We start from the raw sequence: 14,583 nt of genomic DNA on the forward strand, positions 1-14,583 counted from the left end.
TCGACCAAATGGCGGTGGAGCGATCCACCGCCATTTTCATATCCCTGTCACGCCGACCTTGTAACCAGCCCTTATGCTCAAGTTGAAATTGCGCGAACGACCCTTTCCCGAGCTTTCCTATGCCAATCCGCGCCAGCCGGCGCTGACACGCTGGTTCATTCATTCGGTTGAAGGCCTGTCGGGCCGCGACCGCTACACAGCACTTTATGATTTCTGGCGCCGCCAGGTCGTGCCGACAGGCGAACGCGTGTTCAGCCGTATGCTCGAACTGATCGACGTCCGCGTGCGGACATCGGATCAGTGGCCGCCGGCACAGTTGCCGAACACGCCGCTGGTGATCGTCGCCAATCATCCGTTCGGCATTGGTGACGGCATTGCCGTGCTGTCGTTGGTCGAGCAGCTCGGACGCCCGTTCCGGGTAATGATTCACAAGGACCTGCTCAAGATCCGCGAGATGGAGCCTTACTCGCTGCCAATCGACTTTTCCGAGACCAAGGACGCGCTGAAGAACAACATGGCCGTGCGCCATGAGGCGGTGCGGCTGTTGAAGGAAGGCGTCACCATCGTGGTGTTTCCGGCCGGCGGTGTCGCCACCGCGCCGAAGGGCTTCGGTCAGGCACGCGACTTGCCGTGGAAGATGTTTCCCGCCCGTCTCGTCCAGGACGCCAGGGCGTCGGTCATCCCGATGCATTTTTCCGGGCAGAACGGCAGGCTGTTCCATCTGGTCAGCGGGCCGATGAACATGGCCGAGCGCGACGGCCGGGTGGCGAAATTCGTCGGCAAGGCCTCGCTGACGCTGCGCACGTCGCTGCTCATCCACGAATTCGCGCGGCTGTCCGGCAAGGCGATAGACGTGCGCGTCGGCGATGTGCTGAGCTGGAGCGAGCTGGAGCCGTTGCGCGACCGCAAGGCATTGCTCGACCGGCTGTATCGCGGCGTGTTCGATCTGGCGCCAATCGTGGCGCGCCGCCGGATTCCGTTCCTGCCAGCGCGGACCAAGATGGCAGCCTGAACCAGGAAACCTGCCGCGGAAGGTTAGTCCGCGCCTTCTTCGGGATCCATCGCCGCGGCCTCGGTGGCCAGAACCTCGATCTCCTGGTTCTGCCCGGCCACGACCGTAAAATCCTTCTGATAGATGCGGTCGCGGTTCTTGGCGATGATGGTGTAGTCGCCCTCGGCCAGCACCATCGAGGCGAAGGCGCCGACGGTTTCCTTGATCGGATCGCCCGATTCATTGAGCAGCGACCAGGACGTATCGGCGATTGCCTCGCCACCGGTTTCGCGCACCAGCTTCATGGTGATCTCGGCGGCGTGGTGCTCGACGGTGGCTTCGGTCAGCTTGCCGGCCTCGACACGGATGTCGGAGCGGATGACCGCGTTGACCGCGCCATAGGTCGAGACGACATGGTAGATGCCGGCGTTGAGCCGCACGACGCTGTTGGGCTCGACATCGGGAATGATCAGCGCGCGGTCGCCATTGGCCTCGGCGGTGCCTTCGTAGATCGAAAATCGCAGCTTCTTTGGTGGAATGCGCACGCCGCCGGACAGCACTGCGTCGAGCTTGAGGCCGCCGGCGTCGAGCACGAGACTTTCGCGCTTGGCGTCCTTGCCGACAGTGATGCGCTTGGTGGCGCCGGCCCGGCCGTAGGAGGCGTGAACCAGATAGCTGCCGGGTTCGAGCTGGAAGACGGCGGTGCCGCCATGGGAGGAGGCAACCATCGGCAATTTGCCGTTGACGGCTTCGGGCTTGAAAACCCGCCAGACGATGCCGCGCGTGATGTCGGAACCCTTGTCGGTCAGTTGGGCGGACAATGTGATGGCGCCGCCGCCGCTCAGCGCCAGTGACGTCTCGCCTTTCGGCGTCGCGTAGCTCGAAATTCCCGGAAGCTTCAGGTCGGTGACACCGTCGACGTTCTGCGCCACGGCAAGCGAAACCGGCGCCATGAATATCAGCGCGCCGAGCCAGACCAGGAAAAGACGGACAGTCCCCTCAAACATGCCTTGCGTTGAAGCCCATGGCGGTGGCAATTTCAAGGCTTAAGAGTTGAAACGACTCTTCCCTCCGGCGTATCCCGCGCCAATGCCCGAGCCGCCCGAATTCCCGATGGCGCGCTTCAGCTCAAAACAGAATGTCCAGGAGACTTGCGCCCATGGCGTCGCCGATCATCGACTTCCTGCTCACCCGAAACTCCGCACCGATCCCCGATCTGAAGGAGCCGGCGCCGAGCGATGCGGAGATCGCGACGATGATCACTGCTGCCTCGCGGGTGCCTGACCATGGCCGGTTGGAGCCCTGGCGCTTCATCCTCTACCGTGGCGACGCCCGCGTCGAGATCGGCAGGCAACTGGCAGCGCTTGCAGAGCACCGGGAAGGTCCCTTGTCCGAAGGCCGCCGCAACCAGGAACTGGCGCGATTCTCGCGCGCGCCACTGGTGATCGGCGTCGTTTCGATCCCCAGGGACAATCCAAAAATCCCGCAATGGGAAATGTTCCTGTCGGGCGGCATGGCGGCGATGAACCTGATGATAGCAGCGAATGCGCTGGGCTATGGCACCAACATGATCAGCAACTGGTATTCGGATGTGCCGGAGGGCAGGGCGCTGCTGGGGCTGGCGCCGCAGGAGCGGGTCATCGGCTTCATCCATATCGGCTCCTATGCCGGCCCGGCACCGGAGCGGCCCCGGCCCGATCCGGCAAAGCTGTACAGTGACTATTCGGGGCCGTGGGCGGGCTGAATGTTCTACGAACCCTCAAAGGGCCACGGCCTGCCGCATGACCCTTCGAAGGCGATCGTGGCGCCGCGTCCGATCGGCTGGATTTCGACACTGAACAGGGCTGGTGAGATCAACCTCGCGCCATACTCCTTCTTCAATGCCGTTTCTACGCGGCCTTTCATCGTCTGGTTCTCCTCCGAAGGCGAGAAGGACAGCGCCTCCTTCGCCCAGGAAACCGGCGAGTTCGTCGCCAATCTCGTCAGCCGCGATCTCGCGGAGAAGATGAACCGCACATCGGTCAATGCTCCGCGCGGCGTCAACGAGTTCGTCTATGCCGATCTTGCCATGGCGCCGTCTCGGCTGGTGGCGCCGCCGCGCGTGGCGGCAGCGCCGGCCGCGCTCGAATGCCGGGTGACGGAAGTCTTTCGGCCAAAGGCGCTGGACGGATCGCCGACAAGCGCTGTGATTGTTGCCGGTGAAGTGGTCGGCGTGCACATCGACGACGCCTTCCTGACAGACGGCCTGTTCGACATCACCAAGGCCGGCAATGTCGCCCGTCTCGGCTATATGGATTATGCCAGCGTCGACGAGGTGTTTTCGATGCGCCGGCCGCGCTGGGACAAGGACTAGATATCAGGCTTGGCCAGCGCCTTGCCGGCACTCTTTCGCCGCCTGGCCGTCATGACGGTGCGCACATAGCCGGGCTCGCCGATCCGGATGCTTCCATCGGGCAGGCCCAGTATGCGGTCGAGAGCGATCTCGTAGAGCCTGACGCGTTTCTCCAGGGCCTCGATCGCGATCTCCATGTCGGCGTCGCTGCCGCCGGCAATTGCCTTGGCAACGACGTCATGCGTGGCCATGCCGAACTGCATGACGATGTCGGCAACACCTTCCGGATCGAAGGTCCTGAAAGTGCCGTCTTCGATCCCTTGCCTGATGATCTTGACCAGCAGAGGTGAAAACGACGCGCTGGCGGCCAGATTGATACGGTGGAAAAGCACCAGATTCTCAGGCCGAAACATCGTCTCGAAAAGAGTCCAAGCTTCGGGCGCGGTCTCGATCTTTGCCCGCCGCGACTGGCTGAGCAGGCCATTCAGGCGGCCAAGCGGGTCTAGGTCCGGATCGTCGATTATGTCTTGCACCCCAGCCAGTGCCTGTCTTGCAAAGCGATCGGCCAATGCTTCCAGAAGAGCCTCCTTGGAGGGGAAGTAGTGATAGAAGGCGCCCTTCGAGACGCCGGCGGACGCAATCACGTCGTTGAGGCTCGCTTTGTCATAGCCCTGCGTCAGGAAAAGGGTCTGGGCATGGTCCAGAAGCTCTTCTCGCCTGAACTCTGGATGCTTGATGACACGGGGCATGATGAACCTTCTGCACAGTTCGCTTGAATTACAGACCGATGGTCGGTATGGTAGACCAATGGTCTGAAATTGCCAGTGCAGTGAGCGGATATCATGAAAGGTCGATCATGATCGCGAAATTGGTCCTCCAAACATTCGTCTGGTTTGGCGCCATGGGCGCCTTGCTCTTCCTGTCGGCCGGCACGCTGCGCTGGCCGGGGGCCTGGGTCTATCTGGTGGGGATGGTGGGGCTCAGTCTCACCTTGGGCGTGGCGCTGGCAAGGCGCGATCCCGGCCTGATGAATGAGCGGTTGAGTTCTCCTATCCAGAAGAATCAGGACACGGCCGACAAGGTCCTGCTGTCCATACTACTGTTCGCCATCTTTGGTTCGCAGATATTCATGGGGTTCGACGTCCGTTTCGGCTGGTCCGTGGTTCCCGTCTGGGTGCAGGTGGTCGGCGTGCTCGTCCTGCTGCTCGGAATCTGGATCTGCTATCTGACGATGCTGGAGAACAGTTTCGCGGCGCCCGTGGTGAAGATCCAGGATGAACGCGGACAACGTGTGATCTCCACGGGGCCTTACAGCTACGTCCGCCATCCGATGTACGCCGGCGCCATCCTTTTCTTCGCCGGCACTGCACTTCTGCTTGGTTCCTGGTGGGGGCTGGCGTCGGTACTCGTGATCGTCGTTCTCCTGGCCATCCGCACCTTCATTGAAGAGAAGACGCTTCGCACCGGCCTGCGCGGCTATGACGACTATGTGGCCCGGGTCCGTTACCGCCTGATCCCATTGGTTTGGTAGCAGGCGCTCAGGCGGAAACACCTGCCGCCTTTGCCCGCGCCAGAAGCCGCTCGGCTAGCCGCAGATGCGGTCGATCGAACATCTTGCCGTCAATGCCGACGACGCCGGGATTTCCCGCTGCCGCGAACGCGGCGACGATTGCTGCCGATTGTCTCACGGCCTCGGCCGACGGCGTGAAGGCGGCGTTGATGACCGGCACCTGATCGGGATGGATCGCCATTTTGCCGGTGAAGCCATCGCGCTCGGCCTCCGTGCATTCCACTTCGAAAGCCGCTATGTCGCGAAAATTCGGGAAGACGGTGTCGATCGCCGCGACCTCCGCCGCACCGGCGGCAAGTATGGTCATGGTGCGAGCGTGGCGGAGCACGTCCGTGTAGCGGCCATGCTCGTCGCGGACGCTGCGCGCGCCGATCGCCGCCGACAGGTCTTCAGCGCCCCAGGTGAGGCCGGCAAGCCGCGCACTTGTCCCGGCATAGGTCGCCGCCGCCAGCACGCCTGCCGGCGTTTCGGTGATGATCGGCAGGATCTTGATCGCGCCGTCGGCCAAGCCATTTTCGGCCTCGCGCACCCTGAGCTTTGCCGACAGATGCTGCACATCCTGGCCGCTGTTCGACTTGGGCAGCATGATGCCGTCGGGTCGTGCCGGCACCAACGCCGCCAGATCGTCATCCGTCAGGCCGGTCGTGAGGTCATTGACCCTGACATAGATGGCTGAACTGGTTTGCGCCCTGCGTTCCAGGATGAAGCGCGCCGCCACCTCGCGCGCCAGCGCCTTGTTGTGCGGCGCCACGGAATCTTCGAGGTCGACGATGATCACGTCGGCGCCGGCACCAAAACTTTTTTCCAGTTTCCTCTGGGAATCGCCAGGGACGAACAGCAGCGAACGCATGCGTCAGATCGCCTTCTTCAGCATCATCGCTTGCCTGGTGCATTTGGCGACGAGATCGCCATGCTGGTTGTAGGCGCGATGCTCGAATTCGACGATGCCGCGATCGGGTTTCGACCTGGATTCGCGCACCGAGATGACTGTCGTCTCGACCCGGATGGTGTCGCCATGGAAGACCGGATGCGGAAACACGGTCTCCTTCATGCCGAGATTGGCGACCGTAGTGCCGACTGTGATGTCATTGACCGAAATGCCGATCATCAAGCCGAGCGTGAACAGCGAGTTGACCAGCGGCTTGCCCCATTCGCTCTTGGCGGCGAAATCGAAGTCGATATGCAGCGGCTGCGGGTTCAGCGTCATTACCGAAAACAGCATGTTGTCGCTTTCGGTAACGGTCTTGCGCAGCGTGTGCTGGAAGACATGGCCGACAACGAACTCTTCGAGATAAAGCCCGCCCATTTCTTTCTCCTCAGGTGCTTGACGGTGATAGGCGCTGCAAATCAGCCTCGCAAGCCAGTTAATGAACATGGTGAACGGTTCGTAAACCAATTCTGCCTACGGTCGTCAGTGGGGTCAGAAGCTTCTGACAAGGGGCGTAAGCAGGCGGGCATGGTTGTTGTTTCGCATTTCCTGAAATGGATCTACACGGCCAGGGTGTCGGAGCGTGCCGCGGCGGCGAGCGCTCTGGCCCGGGCCTATATCAATTCCGAATTGCCTTTCGAGGACCGTTGCGCCGCCGAGGCGGCGCTGACGCTTTTGCTCGACGATGCCTCGTCGAAGGTGCGGCTGGCGATGGCCGAGGCGCTGTCGATGAGCCACCACGCGCCAATGCAGATCATCAGCGTGCTGGCCTCCGACCAGCCGGAAGTCGCCGGCGTGGTGCTGGCCCGCTCGCCGATGCTCACCGACGCCGACCTGATCAACCGCGTGGCTTCAAGTCCGAAGGCGACACAGAAATTGATCGCCGACCGGCCAGTCGTCTCGATGGCGCTGTCGGCGGCCATCGCCGAGATCGGCGAGGCGGACGCCTGCGCCGTGCTGCTCGCCAACAGCGGCGCCGACATCGCCTCGCTCAGCTTCCGCCGCATGGCGGAACGGCATGGGCACCTGCCGCTGGTGCGTGAGGCGCTGATATCGGATATCAGGCTGCCGGCCGACTGTCGGCATATGCTGCTCGTCAAGCTCGGCGAAATGTTGAAAACGTCGCCACTGGTGATGGCGATGATGGGCGCGGCGCGAGCCGACCGCGTCATGCGCGACGCCTGCGTCAAGGCCTCGGTGACGCTGATCGAGGGCACGCGCCAGGAAGAACATGCGGCGCTGATCGAGCATCTCAGGCTGCGCGGCGACCTTACCGCGAGCTTTCTGATCCGCACCATCGCGCATGGCAAGGTCGATTTCTTCGGCTCGGCGCTGGTCGCGCTCAGCCAGCAGTCCGAACAAAGGGTAAGGGCGCTGCTTGCCGGCGGGCACGATGTCGCCTTGCAGGCGCTGTTCCGCAGCGCAGGACTTGCCGCAGTCACCCATGCCATCATCCTGCGTGCGCTGAAGATCTGGCGCGAGGTCGCCAACGGCAAGCGCGTCGCCGGTGTGCAAGAGGTCAGCTGGCTGATGCTCAAGGAGGTGGGCGGGCAGTCCGCGGAAGGCGATCTTGCCACACTGGTCAAGTCAATCCATCTCGACGCGCTGCGCGAGAACGCGCGGGATCACGCGCTGGCGATCGCTGCCGCTTAGCCTTTATCCCTCGCGAAAAAGTCCGGGAAATCCTCCATCGCCGCGGCGATGATGCGCAGCGATGCTGCGATTTGCAGCAATTCGCCGGTGCCGTTTCGCTCGGCGATGTTCGCTGCGTACTGCCGGGCGACGGCGACGGTCGAGGTCTGTGGATCGCCGGGGGCGCGGAAAAGCAGTTCGCGCGCCAGTCCCCTCAGGAAGTTGGCGATCGAAAGCGCGGTCTCGGATGGAATGGCATGGCTTTGGCTTGCATCGCGCAGCCGAAGGACCTCCAGGCCGACGGTGACGGCGGCGACTCCGCCGCCCAGAACCGCATCGCCCTTCTGACCGGCATTCTGCACTAGCGGCATCAGCTGGTTGATGCGGTCGTAGGCGAGGCTCTCGAAGGCCGACCGCCTCGGCACCCGCTCATGCAGGCAAAGCCGCGCCAAATCCTCGCGCATGGCGCGCACGATGCGGTTGGCCGCGAGCCACGGATCGGCTGGCAGCACGACGATGAAGACACCGATCGCCAGCAGGATGCCGACCAGGATCGACGCCGACCCGGCGAAGAAGGGTACGGGATCGTAGGTCATCGCCTGGTGCGGGCTCAGGAAGGCGAGGAAGTTGATGGCGAAGGCCGTCGCCACGCCGACATAGCGTGGATTGGCCATGACCAGCGCCGTCGGTACAAGGATGGGCACGACAAACAGCATGAACCAGCCGAAGCCCGGCAAAGCGGGCAGCGCGATCTGGCCGACGAGAAAGGCAAAGGGCAAAGCGAGCAGCGTTCCCTTGAAGAAACCCCAGGCGACCTGCACAGGGTCGGGGCGAGCAGCAAACAGGCTCGATACGACAGCAACGAGGATGACCGTACCGGCCGCTTCCGACCATTTCGTCGTCAACCAGAAGGCCGCGACCAGCAGCGTGGCAAGGGCAGCGCGCAAGGCGTTACGCGATGCGCCGGCGTAATCGCGATGCACCACCAGCGCAGGCTGCCTGCTGCCCCTGGCCAGGCGCGTGGCAGGCGCGCGCAGGGCGTCGAGGCCGCGCAGCACCTGCTTGAGCGCCTCGGCGAAATCGGCGGCGATGGTCAGGCGGGTGATGGTGCCGACCCTGTCGTCGCCCTGGTCGGTCGAGGCATCTGGCATTTGCCGGGCGTTTCCGGAAATCGCATCGAGCCGAGCCACCCACAGCGCCGTATCGTCCAGCGCGCCGGGCTTGGTCGCCAGCTCGCTGACCAGCGACTGCAGTTCCGAGCGCACCGGGATGAGCGCCGCATTCTTCGGGGCGGCGTGCGAATGCAGCGCGCGTGCCGCCGACAGGGCCGAGAGCAGCTGTCCGATGGTGCGACGGACTGGATGGGCGCGCGGCGCGAAGCTCGGCGCCTCGAGCCTGGCATAGGCGCGCATCTCGCCGAGCGTCTGGGCATCAGTGATCAGCTTTCGGTGCAGCGTGGACAGCGTTGCCGGGTCGCCGCCGGAGAACGCACCGCCGGCATAGGTGGCAAGATCAAGGATACAGCGTTTCAGGCGCGAGACGATGGCGTCGCTGGCCAGTTTTGGCAGGATCAGGCGGCTGGTCAGGCCGGCGCAGACAATGCCAAGCACGATCTCGGCACATCGCGCGACCGCGAGGTCGACGACGAGATGCGGTTGTCCGAAGGCGGGCAGGCCGATGATCATTGCGGTGTAGCCGGCGAGCGCGGCGCCATAGGCTTCCGGATTGCGCAGCAGCGACGAGACGAAGGTGCAGATGCCGATCCAGACGGCAAGCACCGTCACCAGCACCCAGGGGTTGGTGCCGAATACGGTGGTGATGCCGATCGCCGCGACGCCGCCGACCAGCGTGCCGAGCAGCCGGTAGAAGCCCTTCGCCAGCACCATGCCGGCAACCGGCTGGGCGACGATGAACACCGTCATCATGGCCCATTGCGGGTGGTCGAGTTTTAGGGCGTAGGCGGCCAGCAGTGCGATCAGCCCGGCTGAAACGGTGCGAAGCGCGAAAATCCAATCCGACCGCGTCGGTTGCGTCAGGTCGGCCAAACTGGTTTCGAAATAGCCTTTCAGCCGTGCCGCAATCACACGCTGGTCTCCATATCAGAAGCGCAAGCTAAACCGGCTGATGGCTAGATATCCAGCACTTCCGTCTCGGCGAATTCGGCGCGTTCCTGGATGAAGCGGAAGCGGGCTTCCGGCTTGGTGCCCATCAACGCATCGACGGCGTCCTTGGTCGCCGCCTCGGCGTCGATCACGTCGATCCTGAGCAGCGTGCGCTTCCTCGGATCCATGGTGGTTTCCTTGAGCTGGGCCGCCATCATCTCGCCCAGGCCCTTGAAGCGGCCGAGTTCGACCTTGCCGCGCCCGGTGAATTCGGTGCGCAGGAGCTCGTCCTTGTGCGCGTCATCCCGGGCATAGGCGACCTTGCCGCCTTGCCTGATCGAGTAAAGCGGCGGCACCGCCAGATAGAGGTGGCCACCACGCACCAGCGCCGGCATCTCCTGGTAGAAGAAGGTGATCAGCAGCGAGGCGATATGGGCGCCGTCGACATCAGCGTCGGTCATGATGATCACGCGGTCGTAGCGCAGATCCTCATCGCGGTACTTCGAACGCGTACCGCAGCCGAGCGCCTGGATCAGGTCCGAAATCTGTTGGTTGCCGGCGAGCTTGTCGTTGCCGGCGCTGGCGACGTTGAGGATTTTTCCGCGCAGCGGCAGGACGGCCTGGCTGGCACGGTCGCGCGCCTGCTTGGCCGAGCCGCCGGCCGAGTCACCTTCGACGATGAACAGTTCAGCGCCGGCCGCGGCATTCTGCGTGCAATCGGCGAGCTTGCCCGGCAGCCGCAGTTTGCGCACCGCGCTCTTGCGCGACACCTCTTTTTCCTGCCGTCGGCGCACCCTCTCGTCGGCGCGCGCGATCACCCATTCGAGCAGCTTCGAGGCTTCCTGCGGATTGTCGGCCAGCCAATGGTCGAACGGATCGCGGATCGCGGTCTCGACAATTCGAATTGCCTCGATCGTCGCCAGCCTGTCCTTGGTCTGGCCGACGAATTCCGGCTCGCGGATGAACACCGACAGCATGCCCGCCGCCGAGATCATGACGTCTTCCGAGGTCACGATCGAGGCGCGCTTGTTGCCGACGAGATCGGCATAGGCGCGCAGGCCCCGCGTCAGCACGTTGCGGAAGCCGGCTTCGTGGGTGCCGCCTTCGCCGGTCGGGATGGTGTTGCAGTAGGAATTGATGAAGCCGTCGCCGCCGAACCAGGTCACCGCCCATTCGAGCGAGCCATGGCCGCCTTGTTTCTCGCTCTTGCCGGCGAAGATTTCGCGAGTCACCTGGAAGTCGTCGCCGAGCGATGCCTTGAGATAATCCTTCAGGCCGCCGGGAAAATGGAATTCAGCCTTGGCCGGTGTCTGATCTTTTTCCTTGATCAGCGACGGATCGCAGGTCCAGCGGATCTCGACACCACCGAACAAATAGGCTTTCGAGCGCGTCATGCGGTAGAGCCGCGCCGGTTCGAACGCAGCGCCCTTGCCGAAAATCTGCTCGTCGGGGTGGAATCGGATCTTTGTGCCGCGCCGGTTGTGGATTTCGCCCAGTTGCTCCAGGCCGGTCACGGGAACGCCGCGCGAGAATTTTTGTCGATACAGTTGCCGTCCCCGCGCGACCTCGACCTCGAGATGGTCCGACAGCGCGTTGACCACGGACACGCCGACGCCATGCAGGCCGCCTGATGTCTCGTAAACCTTGGAGTCGAACTTGCCGCCCGAATGCAGCGTCGTCATGATCACTTCGAGCGCCGGCTTCTTGAACTTCGGGTGCGGATCGATCGGGATGCCGCGGCCATTGTCGGTCACGGCGAGATAGCCGTCGGCCGAGAGCTCGACATCGATGAAGGTGGCATGGCCGGCTACCGCCTCGTCCATCGAATTGTCGATGACCTCGGCGAACAGATGGTGCATCGCCTTGTCGTCGGTGCCGCCGATATACATGCCTGGCCGGCGGCGCACCGGCTCCAGCCCTTCCAGCACCTCGATGTCGGCAGCGCTATAGCCCTCGCTGCCATCCTTGATTGAGGCAGGACGCTTGGTGGCCTGCACCAGCGGATCCGCCGGGCGCGCCGGTGTGCGAACCGGCTGCGGCTGCTTGTCCATATTGCCGAAGAGATCGTTGTTGTCGTCCATGCCTGCCATAGGGTCCGGTGCTGCGAATCACCTCGCGATACTGCCACGCTTTTCAGCGCCAAGCGACCGAGGTTCCTGTTCCGTTCGGGGATCTGATCCCTCTTAACCCAAAACCATTCGATAACCAAGCTGGCGGAAATAGGTCCGATGCCGCCGCGCAAGATTCCTGATTCTTTAACAATGCGGCCTAGCGTGAGCCCAACAAAACAAGAAACTGCTGATATCAGGGGTTTAGGCGTGAGGGGCAAGGCCATATCGATGATCGGCATCGCCGCCGTTTTCGGGGCGATCTCGATCTTTGCCGCGGATTTCTGGGTCAAAAGCCAGGCCAAGGCGGATTCCGAAGAGAAGACGTCGTCGATCCCGGCACTTGTTGTGCCGAAGGTCGAGTTCAAGACCATCGTGGTGGCGAATGCCCCATTGCGCTACGGCATGGCGCTCGACCGCGCGCAGCTCAGCGAAATCCCGTGGTCGCAAGAGGCCGTGCCGCAGGGCGCCTTCACCACCATCAATGCCTTGCTCGCCGACGGCACTCGCGTGGTGCTGTCGCCTATCGAGGTCAACGAACCGGTGCTGCTGACCAAGCTGTCTGGGCCAAATGGCCGCGCGACGCTTTCCAACATGATGACGCCCGGAATGCGGGCGGTCACCATCCGCACCGACGAGATAGCCGGCGTCGGCGGCTTCGTCACGCCCGGTGACCGCGTTGACGTGGTGCTGACGCGCGATGCCGGCGAAATTCAGGAAGTGGCCAAGAATGCGCAAGGGGCCGCCGGTTCGACCATCACCTCCGAGATCGTCGTCGCCGATGCCAAGGTGCTGAGCGTCGGGCAGGGCGCCGACGAGCGCCAGACGACGCCGCAGATTTCCAATTCGGTGACTATCGAGGTGACGACAGACGGCGCGCAGAAAGTGGCGTTGGCCCGCACCGTCGGCACCTTGTCCCTGTCGCTTCGATCCGCCAGCGAAGGCGGTGACGGCAAGAACGGCGTCACCACCATCTCCTCCTTCGGCGGATCGGTCGCCTCGGATGTGCAGGCCGCGGCCGGCTCGGTGTTCGACGCCGTCACCAAGGAGCCGGAGAAACCGAAGTTCAAGACGGTCATCGTCACGCGCGGCACGAAGGCCGAGGAATACCAGGTTCCTTCGCGGGACCAGAAATAAGCCAGTGGGGACTGGGTGAGGGACGGGACAATGTTCGGGCTGTTCACATATCGGGTCATGGGGCGGTTGCGCATTTTGCGTGCGGTGGCTGTCGCGTCTTCGCTGGCTGCTGCCGCGATGCTGGCTTTCGGCGCCTCGGCGAGAGCTGACAACGACATCGTCTATGTGTCGTCGACCAAGAATGCGTCGATCAAGGTTGCCAAGGGCAAGCCGAAGACGATCATGACCAGTGCCGCCTTCTACCAGATCGTCATCGGCGATCCGGAGATCGCCAACGTCAATCCGCTGACCGACAAATCCTTCTACGTGCTCGGCAACAATCTCGGCACTACCGGCATTGCGCTGTTCGATGAGAAGAAGCAGCTTGTCGGCACCGTCGACATCGAGGTGACGCTCGACACAGACCAGCTGGCCAGCACCATTCGGGCCAGCGTGCCGGATGCCAGGATCAAGGTCGGATCGGCCAACGGCCGGGTCGTGCTGTCGGGCGAGGCGGATGACGCGGTCGCCGCCGAAAAGGCAAACAAGATCGCGACGCGCTTTTCCGGCACCGAGGAGGTCATCAACTCGGTCAACATCTCATCGTCGCAGCAGGTCCAGCTCAATGTCCGCTTTGTCGAGATCAACCGCCAGGCGGGTCAGGATCTGGGCGCCAAATACGCCGCCAATTTTGCCTACGGCCTCGGTGGCCGCGATGTCTCGATCGATCCGGGTACAGTGCCGGCCGCCGGCACCGGCGAGATCATCGGCAGGCTTTTGTCGAACGGCGTGTCGATCGATATCGCCATCAAGGCGCTAGAAGAGCGCGGCCTGGCGCGGCGGCTGGCCGAGCCTAACCTGATCGCCCGTTCTGGCCAGACAGCGAGCTTTCTCGCCGGCGGCGAATTTCCGATCCCGGTCTCCGAGGACGACGGCAAGATCTCGGTCAGCTACAAGAAATACGGCGTCAGCCTGGATTTTACGCCTACGGTTCTGAAAGACGGGCTGGTCAGCCTTGATATTGCGCCGGAAGTCTCCTCGATCGACGCATCGGCCTCCTACAATATCGGCACCATCTCGGTTCCCGGCTTCATCGTGCGCCGTGCCAGGACGTCGGTCGACCTGAAGAACGGCCAGAGCTTCATGATCGCTGGACTGCTGCAGTCGCAAAACGACATCACCACGTCGCGCATTCCCGGCCTCGGCAAGATGCCGGTGCTTGGGGCGCTGTTTTCCTCGAAATCCTATCAGCGGCGCGAGACCGACCTCGTCATCATCGTGACGCCCTATCTGGTCAAGCCGGTCGATCCGTCGAAGAAGCTCGTCGAGCCGACAGATGGCACGCAGCCGGCCAGCAACGCCGACTATTTTCTCAACAACACCGAGGAAGTGAAGGATTCCGATGCCGGTCGCACCGTGGCGCTGGCAGACGGCCGCGTCACTCAACCTGCAGCGGCCGCTTCGGCTGGGCATTTCCTCGACCTGCCGAAGGATTGAAGCCATGCGTCTGGTCTTTGGATCGAGCGTCGCCTTGCTGCTGACCGGCTTTGCCGCCGGCTGCACCAGCGACGACTATGTGCGCAGCGAAGGGCCGACGGCCGGCGCCGGAAATGCGCAGGCCGCCAACACCGTCATGCAGATGGTCGATCCCTGGAAATACGGGGTCCAGAACACCAGGCTCCTGGTGCCGGCCCAACGAGGCAGTGCCGCGGCTGTCACACCCGATCAGGCGGCCGCTGCCAAGGCGTCGCAGTCCAGCACGACCAATTGATCCCACGGGCAAATGATCCAACGGTCGATCGAC

14 protein-coding genes are annotated in these 14,583 nt (G+C 63.2%); 8 read left to right on the top strand and 6 right to left on the bottom strand.

Going from position 1 to position 14,583, the window contains the following annotated elements; translation table 11 throughout:
- Nucleotides 1-73: 73 nt before the first annotated feature.
- On the top strand, nucleotides 74-1,012 hold the full coding sequence (locus EOB49_RS00595) for a GNAT family N-acetyltransferase (protein WP_127327454.1): 939 nt from the start codon (nucleotides 74-76) through the stop codon (nucleotides 1,010-1,012).
- A 23-nt stretch (nucleotides 1,013-1,035) separates the two neighbouring features.
- Here EOB49_RS00595 and EOB49_RS00600 read toward each other — a convergent pair whose 3' ends face one another.
- A complete protein-coding gene (locus tag EOB49_RS00600; protein ID WP_127270173.1) occupies nucleotides 1,036-1,998 on the bottom strand; it encodes a hypothetical protein in 963 nt (320 codons plus the stop codon).
- 152 nt (nucleotides 1,999-2,150) lie between these two features.
- Here EOB49_RS00600 and EOB49_RS00605 point away from each other — a divergent pair, with 152 nt between their 5' ends.
- Both EOB49_RS00605 and EOB49_RS00610 read left to right on the top strand, forming a co-directional pair.
- Nucleotides 2,151-2,735, top strand: coding sequence for a nitroreductase (locus EOB49_RS00605; protein WP_127327453.1), 585 nt, complete (start codon nucleotides 2,151-2,153; stop codon nucleotides 2,733-2,735).
- Nucleotides 2,736-3,344 carry a flavin reductase family protein gene (locus EOB49_RS00610; RefSeq protein WP_024505354.1) on the top strand — a complete coding sequence of 203 codons (609 nt, stop codon included), beginning with the start codon at nucleotides 2,736-2,738 and terminating at the stop codon, nucleotides 3,342-3,344.
- Here EOB49_RS00610 and EOB49_RS00615 read toward each other — a convergent pair.
- Entirely contained in the window at nucleotides 3,341-4,072 is a 732-nt protein-coding gene (locus EOB49_RS00615) for a TetR/AcrR family transcriptional regulator (protein ID WP_127379837.1), read from the bottom strand. The genes EOB49_RS00610 and EOB49_RS00615 overlap by 4 nt on opposite strands.
- 107 nt (nucleotides 4,073-4,179) lie before the next feature.
- On the opposite strand from EOB49_RS00615, the gene EOB49_RS00620 reads away from it, so the two are divergent.
- The gene (locus EOB49_RS00620) at nucleotides 4,180-4,854 is read left to right on the top strand and encodes an isoprenylcysteine carboxylmethyltransferase family protein (RefSeq protein WP_127379838.1); all 675 of its coding nucleotides are present in this window, start codon (nucleotides 4,180-4,182) and stop codon (nucleotides 4,852-4,854) included.
- Between the two features lie 7 nt (nucleotides 4,855-4,861).
- On the opposite strand, the gene EOB49_RS00625 is transcribed toward EOB49_RS00620, so the two are convergent.
- Both EOB49_RS00625 and EOB49_RS00630 read right to left on the bottom strand, forming a co-directional pair.
- Nucleotides 4,862-5,743 (bottom strand): CoA ester lyase, encoded by an 882-nt coding sequence (locus EOB49_RS00625; protein WP_127379839.1) that lies wholly within the window; start codon nucleotides 5,741-5,743, stop codon nucleotides 4,862-4,864.
- Between the two features lie 3 nt (nucleotides 5,744-5,746).
- Nucleotides 5,747-6,199: a MaoC family dehydratase gene (locus EOB49_RS00630; protein ID WP_127379840.1), complete on the bottom strand. Its 453-nt coding sequence runs from the start codon at nucleotides 6,197-6,199 to the stop codon at nucleotides 5,747-5,749.
- Nucleotides 6,200-6,349: 150 nt separating this feature from the next.
- Here EOB49_RS00630 and EOB49_RS00635 point away from each other — a divergent pair, with 150 nt between their 5' ends.
- On the top strand, nucleotides 6,350-7,474 hold the full coding sequence (locus tag EOB49_RS00635; RefSeq protein WP_127379841.1) for a DUF2336 domain-containing protein: 1,125 nt from the start codon (nucleotides 6,350-6,352) through the stop codon (nucleotides 7,472-7,474).
- Here EOB49_RS00635 and EOB49_RS00640 read toward each other — a convergent pair.
- Complete coding sequence (locus EOB49_RS00640) at nucleotides 7,471-9,537, bottom strand: FUSC family protein (RefSeq protein WP_127379842.1); 2,067 nt, start codon at nucleotides 9,535-9,537, stop codon at nucleotides 7,471-7,473. The genes EOB49_RS00635 and EOB49_RS00640 overlap by 4 nt on opposite strands.
- 44 nt (nucleotides 9,538-9,581) lie before the next feature.
- On the bottom strand, nucleotides 9,582-11,636 hold the full coding sequence (parE, locus tag EOB49_RS00645) for a DNA topoisomerase IV subunit B (protein ID WP_127270722.1): 2,055 nt from the start codon (nucleotides 11,634-11,636) through the stop codon (nucleotides 9,582-9,584).
- A gap of 237 nt (nucleotides 11,637-11,873) precedes the next feature.
- Here parE and cpaB point away from each other — a divergent pair, with 237 nt between their 5' ends.
- Genes cpaB through EOB49_RS00660 form a run of 3 tightly spaced genes read left to right on the top strand, consistent with a single transcriptional unit; the run spans nucleotide 11,874 to nucleotide 14,550 of the window.
- Nucleotides 11,874-12,800, top strand: a complete 927-nt coding sequence (gene cpaB, locus EOB49_RS00650) for a Flp pilus assembly protein CpaB (RefSeq protein ID WP_245472379.1) — start codon at nucleotides 11,874-11,876, stop codon at nucleotides 12,798-12,800.
- Between the two features lie 30 nt (nucleotides 12,801-12,830).
- On the top strand, nucleotides 12,831-14,276 hold the full coding sequence (locus EOB49_RS00655; RefSeq protein ID WP_127327448.1) for a type II and III secretion system protein family protein: 1,446 nt from the start codon (nucleotides 12,831-12,833) through the stop codon (nucleotides 14,274-14,276).
- A 4-nt stretch (nucleotides 14,277-14,280) separates the two neighbouring features.
- Nucleotides 14,281-14,550: a hypothetical protein gene (locus tag EOB49_RS00660; RefSeq protein ID WP_127379843.1), complete on the top strand. Its 270-nt coding sequence runs from the start codon at nucleotides 14,281-14,283 to the stop codon at nucleotides 14,548-14,550.
- The last annotated feature ends 33 nt before the right edge of the window (nucleotides 14,551-14,583 follow it).

Source organism: Mesorhizobium sp. M7A.F.Ca.MR.148.00.0.0, assembly GCF_003997735.1.
Lineage (GTDB): Bacteria > Pseudomonadota > Alphaproteobacteria > Rhizobiales > Rhizobiaceae > Mesorhizobium.

Excerpts from the sequence above, each read along its gene's own strand:
- EOB49_RS00595 (WP_127327454.1), top strand. The coding sequence starts at position 74 with ATGCTCAAGTTGAAATTGCGCGAACGACCCTTTCCCGAGCTTTCCTAT.
- EOB49_RS00600 (WP_127270173.1), bottom strand. The coding sequence starts at position 1,998 with ATGTTTGAGGGGACTGTCCGTCTTTTCCTGGTCTGGCTCGGCGCGCTG.
- EOB49_RS00605 (WP_127327453.1), top strand. The coding sequence starts at position 2,151 with ATGGCGTCGCCGATCATCGACTTCCTGCTCACCCGAAACTCCGCACCG.
- EOB49_RS00610 (WP_024505354.1), top strand. The coding sequence starts at position 2,736 with ATGTTCTACGAACCCTCAAAGGGCCACGGCCTGCCGCATGACCCTTCG.
- EOB49_RS00615 (WP_127379837.1), bottom strand. The coding sequence starts at position 4,072 with ATGCCCCGTGTCATCAAGCATCCAGAGTTCAGGCGAGAAGAGCTTCTG.
- EOB49_RS00620 (WP_127379838.1), top strand. The coding sequence starts at position 4,180 with ATGATCGCGAAATTGGTCCTCCAAACATTCGTCTGGTTTGGCGCCATG.
- EOB49_RS00625 (WP_127379839.1), bottom strand. The coding sequence starts at position 5,743 with ATGCGTTCGCTGCTGTTCGTCCCTGGCGATTCCCAGAGGAAACTGGAA.
- EOB49_RS00630 (WP_127379840.1), bottom strand. The coding sequence starts at position 6,199 with ATGGGCGGGCTTTATCTCGAAGAGTTCGTTGTCGGCCATGTCTTCCAG.
- EOB49_RS00635 (WP_127379841.1), top strand. The coding sequence starts at position 6,350 with ATGGTTGTTGTTTCGCATTTCCTGAAATGGATCTACACGGCCAGGGTG.
- parE (WP_127270722.1), bottom strand. The coding sequence starts at position 11,636 with ATGGACGACAACAACGATCTCTTCGGCAATATGGACAAGCAGCCGCAG.
- EOB49_RS00655 (WP_127327448.1), top strand. The coding sequence starts at position 12,831 with ATGTTCGGGCTGTTCACATATCGGGTCATGGGGCGGTTGCGCATTTTG.
- EOB49_RS00660 (WP_127379843.1), top strand. The coding sequence starts at position 14,281 with ATGCGTCTGGTCTTTGGATCGAGCGTCGCCTTGCTGCTGACCGGCTTT.